At 61.8% G+C, this 14,296-nt stretch carries 12 protein-coding genes; 4 read left to right on the top strand and 8 right to left on the bottom strand.

Going from position 1 to position 14,296, the window contains the following annotated elements:
* Nucleotides 1-38 precede the first annotated feature (38 nt).
* The 3 genes from LDN75_RS16465 to LDN75_RS16455 are packed head-to-tail and all read right to left on the bottom strand — an operon-like array spanning nucleotide 39 to nucleotide 3,067.
* Nucleotides 39-1,154 (bottom strand): ribosome small subunit-dependent GTPase A, encoded by a 1,116-nt coding sequence (locus tag LDN75_RS16465; RefSeq protein WP_223933542.1) that lies wholly within the window; start codon nucleotides 1,152-1,154, stop codon nucleotides 39-41.
* 2 nt (nucleotides 1,155-1,156) lie between these two features.
* Nucleotides 1,157-2,545, bottom strand: coding sequence for a 3-phosphoshikimate 1-carboxyvinyltransferase (gene aroA / locus LDN75_RS16460; protein WP_223933539.1), 1,389 nt, complete (start codon nucleotides 2,543-2,545; stop codon nucleotides 1,157-1,159).
* Between the two features lie 6 nt (nucleotides 2,546-2,551).
* The gene (locus LDN75_RS16455) at nucleotides 2,552-3,067 is read right to left on the bottom strand and encodes a DoxX family membrane protein (protein WP_223933537.1); all 516 of its coding nucleotides are present in this window, start codon (nucleotides 3,065-3,067) and stop codon (nucleotides 2,552-2,554) included.
* Between the two features lie 191 nt (nucleotides 3,068-3,258).
* Between LDN75_RS16455 and LDN75_RS16450 the strand changes: the two genes are divergently transcribed.
* Together LDN75_RS16450 and rsrA are read left to right on the top strand one after the other, a co-directional pair.
* Complete coding sequence (locus LDN75_RS16450) at nucleotides 3,259-4,071, top strand: sigma-70 family RNA polymerase sigma factor (protein WP_275959786.1); 813 nt, start codon at nucleotides 3,259-3,261, stop codon at nucleotides 4,069-4,071.
* The gene (rsrA, locus tag LDN75_RS16445) at nucleotides 4,068-4,328 is read left to right on the top strand and encodes a mycothiol system anti-sigma-R factor (protein ID WP_216923992.1); all 261 of its coding nucleotides are present in this window, start codon (nucleotides 4,068-4,070) and stop codon (nucleotides 4,326-4,328) included. The genes LDN75_RS16450 and rsrA overlap by 4 nt, the downstream gene beginning before the upstream one ends.
* A 285-nt stretch (nucleotides 4,329-4,613) precedes the next feature.
* On the opposite strand, the gene LDN75_RS16440 is transcribed toward rsrA, so the two are convergent.
* The 5 genes from LDN75_RS16440 to LDN75_RS16420 form a co-directional block, all read right to left on the bottom strand.
* Entirely contained in the window at nucleotides 4,614-5,228 is a 615-nt protein-coding gene (locus tag LDN75_RS16440; protein WP_223933536.1) for a PadR family transcriptional regulator, read from the bottom strand.
* A complete protein-coding gene (locus LDN75_RS16435; RefSeq protein WP_223933534.1) occupies nucleotides 5,228-6,076 on the bottom strand; it encodes a DUF4097 family beta strand repeat-containing protein in 849 nt (282 codons plus the stop codon). Before LDN75_RS16435 ends, LDN75_RS16440 begins: the two co-directional genes overlap by 1 nt.
* A gap of 81 nt (nucleotides 6,077-6,157) precedes the next feature.
* Nucleotides 6,158-6,586, bottom strand: a complete 429-nt coding sequence (locus LDN75_RS16430; RefSeq protein WP_223933532.1) for a serine hydrolase domain-containing protein — start codon at nucleotides 6,584-6,586, stop codon at nucleotides 6,158-6,160.
* 237 nt (nucleotides 6,587-6,823) lie between these two features.
* Entirely contained in the window at nucleotides 6,824-7,423 is a 600-nt protein-coding gene (locus tag LDN75_RS16425; RefSeq protein WP_223933530.1) for a GDSL-type esterase/lipase family protein, read from the bottom strand.
* A 141-nt stretch (nucleotides 7,424-7,564) separates the two neighbouring features.
* Nucleotides 7,565-11,380 carry a multifunctional oxoglutarate decarboxylase/oxoglutarate dehydrogenase thiamine pyrophosphate-binding subunit/dihydrolipoyllysine-residue succinyltransferase subunit gene (locus LDN75_RS16420; RefSeq protein ID WP_223933528.1) on the bottom strand — a complete coding sequence of 1,272 codons (3,816 nt, stop codon included), beginning with the start codon at nucleotides 11,378-11,380 and terminating at the stop codon, nucleotides 7,565-7,567.
* A gap of 486 nt (nucleotides 11,381-11,866) precedes the next feature.
* Here LDN75_RS16420 and LDN75_RS16415 point away from each other — a divergent pair, with 486 nt between their 5' ends.
* Both LDN75_RS16415 and LDN75_RS16410 read left to right on the top strand, forming a co-directional pair.
* On the top strand, nucleotides 11,867-13,219 hold the full coding sequence (locus tag LDN75_RS16415) for a hemolysin family protein (RefSeq protein ID WP_223933526.1): 1,353 nt from the start codon (nucleotides 11,867-11,869) through the stop codon (nucleotides 13,217-13,219).
* Nucleotides 13,216-14,289, top strand: a complete 1,074-nt coding sequence (locus LDN75_RS16410) for a hemolysin family protein (protein ID WP_223933524.1) — start codon at nucleotides 13,216-13,218, stop codon at nucleotides 14,287-14,289. Before LDN75_RS16415 ends, LDN75_RS16410 begins: the two co-directional genes overlap by 4 nt.
* The last annotated feature ends 7 nt before the right edge of the window (nucleotides 14,290-14,296 follow it).

Here is a 14,296-nt window from a genome sequence, read left to right as displayed (position 1 = left end):
AAACTTTCCCTGCAGTTGGATCCGTGTTCCACCAATGTTTAGTTGACGGTACCCAGTTCCTTGGTTTCCTTCGCTTCCAAACGCGGGTCTGCGCCCAGCAGCCGCCGGAGCGAAGACAACCGTGCCACTCCGGAAGGACCGGCGTTTCCCTCGTTCACCCACGCGTCAAGTCCACAATTGATGGCACTGGCATCGTGTTTGCAGCCGCGGTCGCAAGCTTCGGTGCCCGGTTCCAAATCGGGGAAGGAATGCAGGATGCGATCGGGGTCCACGTGCGCGAGTCCGAAGGAACGAATACCGGGGGTATCGATGATCCAGCTACCGGACGGCGCGTCCGCCAGCTTCAAGGCCAACGCCGACGACGACGTATGCCGGCCCCTTCCGGTGACAGCATTAACGCCACCCGTAGCGCGCTCAGCGCCGGTCAGGGCGTTGACCATGGTGGACTTGCCGACTCCCGAATGGCCAAGCATGACTGTCACTTTGCCATCAAGGTGGGCCCGCAATTGGGCAACGGCGCTGCTGTCCAGACGCGCGGACAGTCCGTCGTCCGATCGGGCGTCAATACCGGAAGCTTCGGCGTCGGCCGTACGGCTGATGATGACAGGGAAGTCCAGGCTGAGATAGTTGGACAACAGCTCGGCAGGATCCTTGACGTCAGCCTTGGTGACGAGCAGCAGTGGCTCGATCCCGGCGTCGTAGGCTGCAACCAAGGCGCGGTCGATAAAGCCAGTGCGCGGTTCCGGGTTGGCCGCGGCGACCACCACCACAAGTTGGTCCGCGTTGGCCACCACCACTCTTTCGATGGGGTCGGTATCATCGGCGCTGCGGCGAAGGACCGTCTTGCGTTCTTCGACACGCACCAGCCTTGCCAGGGTGTCCGGCGCCCCCGATACGTCGCCCACCAGCGCGACGAAATCGCCGGGGACCACGGGATTTCGCCGTAGTTCACGCGCGCGTGCGGCGATGATAATACGCTCGTCCGCGGAGTCTTCCCCAACGATGGCCGTGTAGCGCCCGCGGTCTACCGTGATGATCCGGCCGATGACTGCGTCATCATGGCTGGGGCGGTCCTTGGTCCGGGGCCTTGATCCTTTTTTGTTCGGACGGATCCGGACGTCCGATTCGTCCCAGGAGCGTGCGTCGCGGCCCATGGTCAGTTGCTGGCCTCACTGGTGACGGTCTCATCGTCGCCTGTGCGCTGCTGCAGCATGGCCTCCCACATCTGTGGAAATTCGGGCATCGTCTTGGACGTCGTGGCGATATCTTCCACCTGCACACCTTCAACGGCGAGCCCCAGAATGGCGCCCGCCGTAGCCATGCGGTGGTCGGCATAGCTGTGGACGACGCCTGCGTGCAAAGCAGCCGGGCGGATGATAAGGCCGTCGGCTGTTTCCTCTGCGTCGCCGCCCAGCCGGTTGATTTCAGCGGCCAACGCGGCGAGCCGATCGGTTTCATGGCCACGAAGGTGGGCGATACCGGTCAGCCTTGACGGGCCCGTAGCCAGGGCGCACAGCGCTGCGACCGTGGGCGCAAGTTCGCTGGTTTCGTCGAAGTCCGCGCCCTTGATTTCCGGACCGCCCTTCACGGTGAGGGTACCGTTCTCGAGGGTTACGGTGGCCCCCATGGCAGTGAGTATGCTGCGCCAGAGGTCGCCAACCTGGGTGGTTTGCATGGGCCAATTGGGGATCCGGACGGTTCCGCGGGTTGCCAGTGCAGCAGCGAGGAACGGGCCGGCGTTGGAAAGGTCCTGTTCGATCCGCTGGTCGAATGCCTGGATGGCTCCGGGGGAGACCCGCCAGTGGTTGGGCACCGAGTCATCGACCTTGACGCCGACGCTGCGCAGGACGGCCACGGTCATGTTGATGTGGTCAAGGCTGGGCACTGGCTTGCCGACGTGCTCCAGGTGCAGGCCCTCAGTGAACCGCGCCCCGACGAGCAGCAAAGCCGAGACGAATTGGGACGATGCGCTTGCGTCGATCACCAGGTGGCCACCCCGGACCTCGCCCGTGCCGTCCACCGAGAAGGGAAGGGCCGACGGCGTCCTGCCGCCTTCGGTGGCGACGGGAACTCCGAGAGCGAGCAGTGCTTCGATGATGGTCCCCATGGGCCGCTTGCGGGCGTGGGGATCGCCGTCGAACATGGTCGAACCATTGCGCAGCGCAGCCAAAGGTGGAACGAACCGCATGACTGTCCCGGCAAGGCCGCAATCGATGGCAGTGTCCGCACCCGCAGCTGAAGGATCCATGGGGGTGATCTCAAGGTCCGGTCCGTAACCACCGTCGCCGGGTACCTCGGTGACGGTGGCGCCCAGTTGCCTCAGCGCCTGGATCATCAGGACGGAGTCACGGGAATGAAGGGGGGCCCGGAGCCGGGAAGGTCCGTCGGCCAACGCTGCAAGGACCAGGAACCGGTTGGTGAGCGATTTTGAGCCCGGCACCGTCACTGTGGCATCCACTGGCCTTGTGGCATAGGGAGCCGCCCACAGAGGCAGGGTATGGATGGAGTTCGTTGAGCCCGTGTTTGCTGCGGTGGTACCTGTCATGCTTCCTTATGCTCCAACTGCGTTGTCTACGGCCTTGCGTACTGCTTTGTCTGCCCTCTTGAACTGCTTTCCGGTGACCTTCCTGGCGTCGGCCGCCAGGTGTTCGGCCCGCCATGCCAGGCTCGGGCGGCCTTCTGTGTCGACAGACGCCAGCAAAACGCCGCCGGTAAGGGAAATGTTCTTCAGGAGTTGGGCCCGGCGTGCATTCCGGCCTTCCTTGGAGCTGATGTCCGCTGACCGCCACTCCACATAGGAGTTCAGCGCGGAAGTCAGCGCCAGAACCGTCGCAGCGAAGCGGGAAAATTTGCCAAGCCCCAGCAACGCGCCGGCACCTAGTTGCGCCCCGCCGATAACCCGGGCCAGGACTTTCTCGTCAGTCGGGAAAGGCAGGGACTCAGAGGCGCGGCGAAGCACAGGCGACAATTGCTTCGCAGTGTCGTCCGCGTTCTTGAGCTTGTCCAGACCTGCGATGACGAAGCTGGACGCGAGCATCGGCCGCGCGAGAAAACGGATAACAGACATGTCTTGCCTCCTGGATGGCTTGTCATAATTTCATGACGTTATTCAGTAAGTGCTGTGTTCAAGGGGTGCAGTCTGCTCTAGTCTTGCACCTTTGCGGAATATTTACCCAGCGCCTGCCGTTGTGAACAACAAGCACGGTGAAGACCGGGCCGCGGCATGGTGTTGCCGCTTCGCTGAACGGAGTTGGTTTTTTGACCTTGGTTAAGGACCGAGTGGGTCTCCTGGAGCCTGGGTATCCTGCGCAGCCGGATTCCCGGAAGCTGACAGTAGACTTGGCAACGATGAGCACCATTGAACCGGCCGCAGCGGCCATGTACGAAGCAGCCGACTCGTCCCCGGAGGATAGCGCCGCCGATGCCCCGGCACCGGCCGACGTCGATGTCGCTACGGAAACTCCCGAACAGCGGCGGGAACGCTTCGAGCGCGACGCCATGCAGTATGTGGACCAGCTGTATTCAGCGGCTATGAGGATGGCTCGTAATCCGTCCGACGCCGAGGACCTCGTCCAAGAGGCTTATACCAAGGCGTTCTCGGCTTTCCACCAGTACAAGCCGGGGACCAACCTCAAGGCCTGGCTTTACCGGATCCTGACGAACACCTACATCAACCTCTACCGGAAACGGCAGCGGGAACCGCTGCAGTCCAACTCGGACACGATCGAGGATTGGCAGTTGGCCAAGGCTGAGTCGCACACGTCGTCGGGCTTGCGCTCCGCCGAGGCTGAAGCCTTGGACCACCTGCCGGATTCCGACGTCAAGAGCGCATTGCAGGCCATCCCGGAGGAATTCCGGTTGGCTGTCTACTTCGCGGACGTCGAGGGATACGCGTACAAGCAAATTTCAGAGATCATGAACACCCCCATCGGCACTGTCATGTCGCGACTGCACCGCGGCAGGAAGATGCTGCGGGACATGCTGGCGGACTACGCCGCAGAACGGGGCTTCAAGGCCCACACCGAAGACCAGGCCACGGCCGGGAGCAACAATCAGGAGAAAGAGCAATGAGCGACTGCCAGGGATTGGGCGATTGCGACGACACTCGGATGCAGCGGATCTATGAGTACCTCGATGGCGCGCTGACACGCGAGGACCTCACGGAAATCAAACAGCACCTGGATACTTGCGAGGAGTGTGCCGAGCAGTATGACCTTGAATGCCTGATCCGCACCATGGTCAAGCGTTCGTGTACCGAGTCCGCGCCGGAGAACCTCAAGAACTCAATACTTGACCGGATCCACTCCATCAAGCCGGTGGAGGCCTGATCCAGCGCTGGCCGCTGATCCAGCCAGGGCTTCGGTAAAGGCCCAACAACGCCAAGGGCCCCGGAAACCGTAAGGTTTCCGGGGCCCTCGCTTTTAAGCCTTGACGCTAAGCCGCTGGCTTAGGTGTTGGGACGCTTGCCGTGGTTCGCGCCGCCGCGCTTACGGTCACGACGCTTACGTGCACGCTTGCTCATAGCTGGCCTCCTTCAATGATTGATACTCAATAGAGCTGCCCTCCAGTTTCGCACATCCGGGCGTTCGGTCGCGAACCGGGTTGGGCGGTTGTCAGCTTCGCAGCGAATTCCTGATCGAGATGCGGGCCTGGTCCAACACGGCACGCACTGTCTCAAGGGTGACGGGATTCAACGGGTGCGAGGCGCTGTGCTGGCGCAGCTCCACGCGGATGTCATCCCGGAATGATTGGACCAACAGCTCGGCCTCTTTGAGCATTCGCTGGCCCTCAGGGGAGAAGCCTGCTGTCCGGCTCTGGTAGGTGGCGGCCGTCGCATTGATGCGTGCGGCCTCAGCCGTGGCGGCGAGATCTGCCTTCAGCCCACGCATGTTGCTTCTGATGTCTTCCCGCAGGTTGTCTGCCAGCCGGCGAACAGAGGCCGAGATATTATCCTCGACGTCCGCCAGCTCCAGGCGCCGACGGTTCAGTTCCGCCAGCCCTGCCTCCGTGATGAAGTACTTGGTGCGCCGGCCTTCTGTCCTTGTGACCACAAGGCCTTCCTCCTCCAGCTTCCCAAGACGCGGATAAATCGTCCCGGCGCTGGGGGAGTAGGTACCGCCGAAGCGGTCACCCAAGTCCTTGATCAGCTCGTATCCATGCTTGGGCCCTGGCTCAAGGAGTGCCAGTAGGTACAAGCGCAGGGCGCCGTGCGCAAAAACAGGAGGCATCAGAGACCTGCCTCCCCGGGCACCGGGTGGTCATTTTCAGAGGCCGGCTCTGTGCCGTGGATGATGTATGTCTTGCCCGAGACTGTATTGGTCCGCACCACCATGAGCCGTTCATCCGGACCGACGATTGTCTCCACCTTGCTTCCGGGCTGGGCATACATCTGGTCATCAATGATGACGGTGCCGCTGGCGGACTTTGCAATGATGTCCAGGCCGACGTCGTGCGGCAGCCGGATGGTCAGGTCACCTGACACGGAATTGGCTCCGAGGTCGTTGGTGTAGTCGTGGAGATCGAAGCTCAGGTCCCCGCTCACAGTGCTGGCCCTGACATTCTTGAAGTTGCCCGAAGCGGTGACTTCACCCGAGACGCTCTTGGCGGTCAGGACGCCGTCGTGGTTTCTTGCGATGACTTCGCCACTGACGGTGTTGACGTGCAATTCACCGCTGGTCCCATCCGCCATAACCGAGCCCGAAACTGTGTTGAGCCGGACCCGGCCGTTGATGCCGGAGACCATGCCATCGCCGTTCACGGTTCCCGCTTCGACGTCCACTCCAGGCGGCAGCGCGATCCCGACCACTACCGAGTTGGTGCTGGTGTTGTTGACAGTCCCCATCAGGTTTCGGAACCATCCTTGTGGTCCTTGGAGCTGATGGCGTACCTCGAGGCGGCCGTTCACGAGTGTGATGGTCAGGGGGTCGCCGCTGATCTCGCTGACCTCTATCCGGACGAAGGGTTCGTCGTGGGTGACGACGTCGAACCTGCCCTTTACTATTCCAAGTTTGAGCGAGTGGACATCATCCACGTCGATGGTTTGTGGGCCGGTTACGGTCCAGAGCTCGTCAGGCATGATCCCTCCAAATTGCGATATATCGCGTTGATGAAAACACGATATATCGCGAATGAAGAAGAGGCAATGGCCTGGGGAGAATCAAGCGGCAGGGCGGTAGATCTTGCCGATCAACGCGCGGGCGATGGATCCAGGAGGCTTTCCCTCGATTTTCTCGGCAATGAGACCCAAGAGGACCGTGTTGGTGTTGGAGTAGTGGAACCCCTCGCCTGGCCCAAAATATGGGGGATGGGCGAACGCCAGGGCAAGGAGCTGTTCCGGCTCCCATACTCTCTGCGGTTCCTGGTCCATGGCAGAGTTGAGCTCCAGGGTCTCGGTGTAGTTGAACAGCCCACTGCGCATGGTCAGGAGTTGTTCCACGGTGATCCTGTCACCGCCGGGAACGTCGGGTCGATGCTTGGAAACGGGATCGTCCAGGGAAAGCTTGCCCTCCTGCACGAGTTGCAGGATGACGGTGGTTGTCCAGGTCTTGGTGACAGATCCGACTCGGATATGATCGTCCGCCGACACAGGGCGTTCGCTACCCCGAACGCCCGTGCCCTAGGAAGCGCTGAGTTTTCCTTCCGGAGTGCGCAACAGCACCATGGCGCCTGGCACCATGAGTCGAGGGTGCCTGCGTGGCCGGCGACGACGATCATGCCGATCGCGATGGAGGGCCGGAACTGCAGGAAACTGTGGCAGCCAGGATGGCAACAACTGCCGCTGTGGAAACGGCTCTGACACAACCCTGCAGGTCCGGCGTCATGGCTACTCCGGTTGAGCGATATTAAGCCATTGGAACCAGCCACGGTGCAGGACGAGCCACGCAATCAATCCGTAGCCGGCCTGTCCCGGTGTTCCCCCATTGGCTGCGAGGTCCGTCCTCCACTGCTCATGGTTGAGCAACGGGGAGAATGTGTCAACGTAGTGGTGGTTGCGCCGGGTGGTGACATCGGCAAAAGCCGTGTTGAGATCGGCCAGGCGCTTGTTGCGAGCGGGGTCCAGGGTGGGCGGGGGACCAACGACGAAGACTTCGACCCCACTGTGCGATGCACCATCAAGGATGTTGGCGAGGTTCAAGCGGCTGCGCGCCGTGGAAAGGCCGAACTCCAGGTCGCGGCCGGAGAGTCCTATCACCAGCCGGTTTTCGTGCGAGTCGCTGAAACGCCGGCCAGCTTCGTCCTGCCATCGGGAAGCCAAGCCCTCAGTGCCTTCCATGGGGCAGGGGAGTGAGAAGCTTTCCACCACGACGCTGTCCTGGGGTGTACGGGCCAGCACTCTTCCGAGCCAACCCAAGGCGCGGGGGTCACCCAGGCCAGCGAGCAATTCATCTCCTACAGCCGCGATACGCAGCTTCCTGTCTTCCACGGTTACCTCTTCACACTCGTTACGGTCCTTGCACGGCTTTTGGATCTGCGGCCGGCTTGATGAACCGGGTACCTGTCCCATTAAACAGAACTGCCCGGTCGGAGGTGCATTGACAGCACCTCCGACCGGGCAGTTTTTTGGCTACTTGCGTTCGAACGCCTGCTTGATCAAGGCATCCTGCTCAGCAGCGTGGCGCTTCATGGAGCCTGCGGCAGTAGATGCAGATGCCGGACGCGATACGAGGCGGAGCTTGCGATCCAGCTCCGGTGCCAGGTTCAGGCCCATGAACGGCCACGGACCCTGGTTGGCGGGCTCGTCCTGGGCCCAGACGATGTCCGCGTTCGGGTACTTGGCGAGCTCTGCATCAATCTCGGCCTTCGGCAGCGGGTACAGCTGCTCCACGCGGATGATCGCCGTCGAGGTGTCCCCGGACTTCTGTCGGTTGGACAGGAGGTCATAGTACAACCGGCCGGAAACCAGGATGACGCGGTCCACGTTGGCAGCCTGCACTTCGGGATCACTGATGACTGGCCTGAACCCGCCGGTGGTGAAGTCCTCGACGGCGGACGCGGCACCCTTGAGGCGGAGCAACTGCTTCGGCGTGAAGATGATCAACGGCTTGCGCGGACGGCTGTAAGCCTGGCGACGCAACAGGTGGAAGTGCGACGCTGCCGTGGTGGGGTTGGCGACGATCATGTTGTCCTCGGCACAGAGCTGCAGGAACCGCTCGATGCGTGCCGATGAGTGGTCAGGACCCTGGCCTTCGTAGCCGTGCGGCAGCATCAGGACGAGCGAGGAACGCTGGCCCCACTTTTGCTCTGCGGAGGAAATGAATTCGTCGATGATGGTCTGCGCACCGTTGACGAAGTCACCGAACTGGGCTTCCCACAGCACGAGGGCGTCGGGGCGCTCCACCGAGTATCCGTATTCAAAGCCCATGGCGGCGTATTCGGAGAGCAGGGAGTCGTAGATCCACAGCTTGGCCTGGTTGTCCGAGAGGTTGCCCAGAGGCAGCCACTCGTTGCCATTGGCGCGATCGTGGAACACTGCGTGACGCTGCACGAAGGTACCGCGGCGCGAGTCCTGGCCGGCCAGGCGGACGGGAACGCCTTCCATGATCAGCGAGCCGAAGGCCGCGATCTCGCCGAAGCCCCAGTCAATGCCGCCTTCACGGGACATTTGCTCGCGCTTTTCCAGAAGCTGCTTGAGCTTGGAGTGAACCGTGAAGCCCTCAGGGATCTCAAGGTGGGCCTTGCCGATCCGTGCCAAGGTCTCAGGGGAGATGGCTGTAGAAGCCGGCGAGTTGATTCCAAAGTCCGCCTGCTGGGCAATCGGGCGCTCGATGTCCGAGACCGCAGCAGAATCAGCCGTGATGATCGGGATGGGGGAGGTCTGCGCAGCATGCGTCTCAGCGAAGACCCGCTCCAGGCGTTCCTGGTAGTCACGGAGCAATTGCTCTGCTTCTTCCTCGGTGATATCGCCACGACCGATCAGCGATTCTGTGTACAGCTTGCGCACCGAGCGCTTGGCTTCGATCAGGTTGTACATCAGGGGCTGCGTCATCGAGGGGTCGTCACCTTCGTTGTGACCACGGCGGCGGTAGCACACCATGTCGATGACGACGTCCTTGTGGAAGCGCTGGCGGAACTCGTACGCGAGCTGCGCAACGCGCACCACGGCCTCAGGGTCGTCGCCATTCACGTGGAACACGGGGGCCTGGATCATCTTGGCAACATCAGTGGAGTACGTCGATGAACGCGAAGAGGACGGTGCCGTGGTGAAGCCAACCTGGTTGTTCACGATCACGTGGATGGTGCCGCCGGTGCGGTAACCACGCAACTGGGAAAGGTTAAGTGTCTCGGCAACAACGCCCTGGCCTGCGAATGCTGCGTCACCGTGAACCATGATGGGCAGGACCGGGAAGGATTCGCCCTGGTCCAGGCGGTCCTGCTTGGCGCGGACGATGCCTTCGAGTACGGAATCGACTGCTTCAAGGTGGGAGGGGTTGGCGGCGAGGTAGACCTTGGTCTGCTTGCCGTTATCCGAGGTGAACGTGCCTTCAGTGCCGAGGTGGTACTTGACATCTCCGGATCCCTGGACCGAGCGCGGGTCCTGGGTGCCTTCGAATTCACGGAACACCTGTGCGTAGGTCTTGCCTGCGATGTTGGTGAGCACGTTGAGGCGGCCACGGTGGGCCATACCGATGGCGACTTCGTCCAGGCCGTCGTCGGCGGCGTCCGAAATGACGGCGTCAAGCAGCGGAATAAGCGACTCGCCGCCTTCAAGGGAGAAGCGCTTCTGCCCGACGAACTTGGTCTGGAGGAAGGTTTCGAAAGCCTCGGCTGCGTTCAGCTTGGAAACTATGCGCAGCTGCTCTTCGCGGCTCGGCTTGGAATACGGGTGCTCCAACTGGTCCTGGAACCACTTACGCTCAGCCGGCTCCTGGATGTGCATGTATTCGATGCCCGTAGTGCGGCAGTAAGCATCCCGGAGAACACCCAGGATGTCGCGGAACTTCAGCTGCGGCTTGCCGCCGAAGCCACCGGTAGGCCATTCGCGGTCCAGGTCCCAGAGCGTGAGGCCGTAGGTCAGGACGTCCAGGTCAGGGTGCTTGCGCTGAACGTATTCCAGGGGATCCGTGTCCGCCATGAGGTGGCCACGCACACGGTAGGAGTGGATCAACTGCTGGATGCGGGCAACCTTGTTGATCTCGTCTGCAGGGTCAACCTGGAGATCAGGGCTCCAACGGACGGGCTCGTAGGGAATGCGGAGGGCTTCAAAGATTTCATCGTAGAAGTTCTGTGCGCCAAGCAGGAGCTGGTGGACGAGCTTAAGGAACTCGCCACTGCCTGCGCCCTGGATAACCCGGTGGTCGTAGGTAGAGGTCAGCGTGAGGATCTTGCTGATGGCGTTCTGGGCGATGATCTTCTCGCTGGCACCCTGGAACTCCGCCGGGTAATCAAGGGCACCGACGCCGATGATGGCTGCCTGGCCCTTGGACAGACGCGGTACGGAGTGCACCGTGCCAATGCCGCCGGGGTTGGTCAGGGAGACCGTGGTGCCGGCGTGGTCATCCGCCGTGAGCTTGCCGCTGCGGGCACGCTTGATGAGGTCCTCATAGGTGTGCCAGAACTCGGCGAAGTCCATGGTCTCCGCCTTCTTGATGTTGGGAACCATCAGGAGGCGGGTGCCATCGGGCTTGGGCATGTCAATAGCGATGCCGAAGTTGACGTGGGCAGGCTGGACGGCGCTCGGCTTGCCATCAATTTCGTCATAGTAGACGTTCATCGACGGGAACTGGGACAGCGCGCGAACTACTGCGTAGCCGATGAGGTGCGTGAAGGACACCTTGCCGCCGCGGGCACGTGCAAGGTTGGAGTTGATGACGACGCGGTTGTCGATCAGCAGCTTGGCGGGAACTGCCCGGACGCTCGTGGCGGTTGGCACTTCAAGGCTGGTCACCATGTTGGTAGCGATGGCCTTGGCCGGTCCGCGGAGGACGGAAACGACGTCTTCTTCCGGAGCAGTTGGCGCTTTGGTGCTCTTGGGTAGCTGGGCGGGAATCGGTTGTGCGGCGTTGCCGCCGACGGGCTTCTTTGCTCCGTCCTTGGCTACCGTGGCCGGGGCTTTCTTCGCCGGGGCCGCAACAGCAGCTTCACCGGCAGCAGCGGCAGGGGTGGTCGCAGGGGCAGCTTCGGGAGCGGCCGGCGCCGGTGCCGGTGCCGCTGCAGCCGGAGCTACCACGGGAAGTACTTGGGTGGGGGGATTGGCAGCGGCTGGGGCTGCGGAGGTTCCGTTGGAAGAAGTGCCGTCACCGGTGTCGAAGGATTCGAAGAGCGGCCACCACTTGGCGTCGACCGAATTCTTGTCCTGCTGGTACCGCTCGTACAGTTCGTCAACGAGCCACTCGTTTCCGCCAAATTCCTCTGGTAGACGGTGGCTGGGCTGCTCTGGCACTTGAAATACGCCTCTTCCATGAGTTTTGATTTCCCGCTGGCCAAGGTTGCTTTTCCGCAACGATGCACCAGGGTCCGGGTCCCGCGAACTCAGACCTTTGTCAGTCTAGTTAGGATCGTTGGTTAACTGCCAATAGTGGTGACCTAAATCATGTTGAGGCCGACGTAATGCTCGGGCACTCCATTTTCTTCAAGCAGGAGACCACTGCGCGGGCCCGCGGCACCTGCCCTGTAGACTGAAACCCTTATGGACAGTAAATCTAGGTGCCGGCCTGGGAACTGTCGGGGGAGCCAATCAGGCAACTCCGCACAGCGCACCCCTCGAGCCGGCAACACCCGTTCACATGCCCATCACGCGCCGGCGTTCCAAGCCGGTGGTGCCACGGACCATGCGTCTGAGGCACCCGATCAGCCTCCGCCGGGGCGAATCTCCCCCGTCAGCGGAACTTCCAAACTGCAAGCGCCTGCCCTTGGAGGGATGCGCTAAGTGGAATGGGTTCTTCTCCTTGCCGGCTTTGCCCTGATTCTTGGCACCGGCTTCTTTGTAGCAGTTGAGTTTTCCTTGGTCGCCTTGGACCAGGCCAGCGTTCAGCGGGCAGTCGAGAACGGCGACCACGCCGCGGCTCCGCTCCTGAAATGCTTGAAGTCCCTGTCCACCCAGCTTTCCAGCTGCCAACTTGGCATTACGATGACCACGCTCCTGACAGGTTTCGTCATGGAGCCATCTGTGGGGCAGCTGCTTGTGGGTCCGCTGGGCCTGCTTGGCCTCACTCCGGAAGTCGCACACTCCATAGCCCTGGTTGTCGCGATGGCCTTCGCCACCCTGCTGTCGATGCTCCTGGGCGAGCTGGTGCCCAAGAACATGGCCATCGCCCTGGCATTCCCGCTGGGCAAGAGGCTGGCCCGTGCGCAGCTCATTTTTACCGCCGTCTTCAAGCCCGCGATCGTGGTGCTCAACGGTTTCTCCAACAGGGTGCTGAACCTGTTTGGACTGGAAGCGAAAGAGGAAATCTCGGGAGCGCGGACTCCGGCCGAGTTGGCTTCCCTCGTCCGGCGCTCTGCCGAGCTGGGCACGCTGGACGCCGGCACCGCAAACTTCGTAGCGAGAACCTTGAACTTTTCGGGGCGCACAGCAGCGGACGTCATGACGCCACGGATCCGGATGGAAACGATCGACGCGGACCAGCCCGTGGCTGACATCCTCGACGCCGCCCGGAGGACCGGATACTCCCGCTTCCCGGTCATCGGTGACTCGGCTGACGACATCCGCGGCGTGGTCCACGTCAAGAAGGCAGTGGCCGTGCCCGCGGACCGTCGGGCAAAGCTGCAGGCAGGTGCCATCATGACGGACGTACTTCGCGTTCCAGAGACCATCCATCTGGATGCGCTTCTGTCCGAACTGCGCGAAGGAAACCTGCAACTGGCTGTTGTACTCGATGAATATGGTGGCACTGCCGGTATCGCTACCCTGGAAGATCTTGTGGAAGAGATCGTTGGCGAGGTCTCGGACGAGCACGACAAAGTCCGTCCGGGCCTTCTGCAGAGTGCGTCCGGCGACTGGTACTTTCCCGGCCTGCTGAGGCCGGATGAAGTGTCCGAACAAATCCCCAACCTGACCGTTCCAGATGAGTCTGCCTACGAAACTGTTGGCGGTTACGTGATGAGCAAGCTTGGCCGCATTGCAAAGGTGGGTGATGTGGTGGACGCCGGCGGGGGCACGTTGACGGTGACACGGATGGACGGGCGGAGAATTGACCGGATCTGCTTCCACCACATTGCCGATGACGAGGCCACGCTTAAGGACACGCAGAATGACCGCCACGAAGCAGGTGCCGTATGAGTGACTGGGCAGGAATTGCCTGGCTCGTGGTCCTCTTGATCGGCAATGCCTTCTTCGTTGCTGCTGAATTCGCCGTCATGTCCGCGCGCCGTAGCCAGATCGAGCCTTTGGCGGAGGCTGGCTCAAAGCGGGCCCAAACCACCTTGCGGGCCATGGAGAGCGTGTCCCTGATGCTGGCCTGCGCACAACTGGGCATTACAGTCTGCTCTCTCCTGATTCTTCAGGTTGCAGAGCCGGCCATCCATCACCTTTTGGCGGAGCCGCTTGAGATGGTTGGCGTGCCGATGGAACTGGCGGATGTCATCGCCTTCGCGATTGCACTCCTGTTCGTCACGTTCCTGCACGTGACCTTCGGAGAGATGGTACCCAAGAACATCTCGGTCTCCGTGGCAGACAAGGCGGCCCTCCTGTTGGCGCCGCCGCTGATGTTTATTGGCCGTCTGGTCAAACCGGTGATCTGGACACTTAACTGGCTGGCAAACCACATCCTCCGATTGATGAAGATCGAGCCCAAGGACGAAGTGTCGTCCTCGTTCACCCTCGAGGAAGTCCAGTCGATTGTCCAGGAGTCCACGCGGCATGGCCTGGTGGACGACGACGCAGGTTTGCTCAGCGGTGCTTTGGAATTCTCTGAACACACGGCGTCGCACATCATGGTTCCGTTGGACAAGTTGGTGGTCCTCAGGACGGCGACGACTCCGATCGAGTTGGAAAAGGCTGTCAGCCGTACCGGCTTCTCGCGTTTCCCCATGGTGGACGACGACGGCGAACTCGCCGGATACCTGCACGTCAAGGACATCCTCTCCATACCGGAGGAGGGGCGCCGCCATCCTATTGCTGAGGGGCGGATCCGTTCCCTGGCGAACCTCTCCCCGGAGGACGAGATCGAACAGGCGATGTCTGTGATGCAGCGGACCGGGTCCCACTTGGCCCGCGTGGTTGATCCCGGAGGGGCGACGCAGGGCGTGTTGTTCCTTGAGGACGTGATCGAGCAACTGGTGGGCGAGATCCGCGACGCCACCCAGGCGACGGGAATCCGCCGCCTGGGCGGTCCGCAGACGCAGCAATAGCGACAAT

This window comes from Arthrobacter sp. StoSoilB5 (assembly GCF_019977235.1).
Lineage (GTDB): Bacteria > Actinomycetota > Actinomycetes > Actinomycetales > Micrococcaceae > Arthrobacter.
The sequence above is the reverse complement of the archived record's forward strand: the minus strand, read 5'-3'. Positions and strand labels throughout refer to the sequence as shown.

Coding starts and splice junctions, on each gene's coding strand:
- LDN75_RS16440 (WP_223933536.1), bottom strand. CDS start 5,228: ATGCCTCCTGTTTTTGCGCACGGCGCCCTGCGCTTGTACCTACTGGCA.
- LDN75_RS16455 (WP_223933537.1), bottom strand. CDS start 3,067: ATGTCTGTTATCCGTTTTCTCGCGCGGCCGATGCTCGCGTCCAGCTTC.
- LDN75_RS16435 (WP_223933534.1), bottom strand. CDS start 6,076: ATGCCTGACGAGCTCTGGACCGTAACCGGCCCACAAACCATCGACGTG.
- LDN75_RS16410 (WP_223933524.1), top strand. CDS start 13,216: ATGAGTGACTGGGCAGGAATTGCCTGGCTCGTGGTCCTCTTGATCGGC.
- LDN75_RS16465 (WP_223933542.1), bottom strand. CDS start 1,154: ATGGGCCGCGACGCACGCTCCTGGGACGAATCGGACGTCCGGATCCGT.
- aroA (WP_223933539.1), bottom strand. CDS start 2,545: ATGACAGGTACCACCGCAGCAAACACGGGCTCAACGAACTCCATCCAT.
- rsrA (WP_216923992.1), top strand. CDS start 4,068: ATGAGCGACTGCCAGGGATTGGGCGATTGCGACGACACTCGGATGCAG.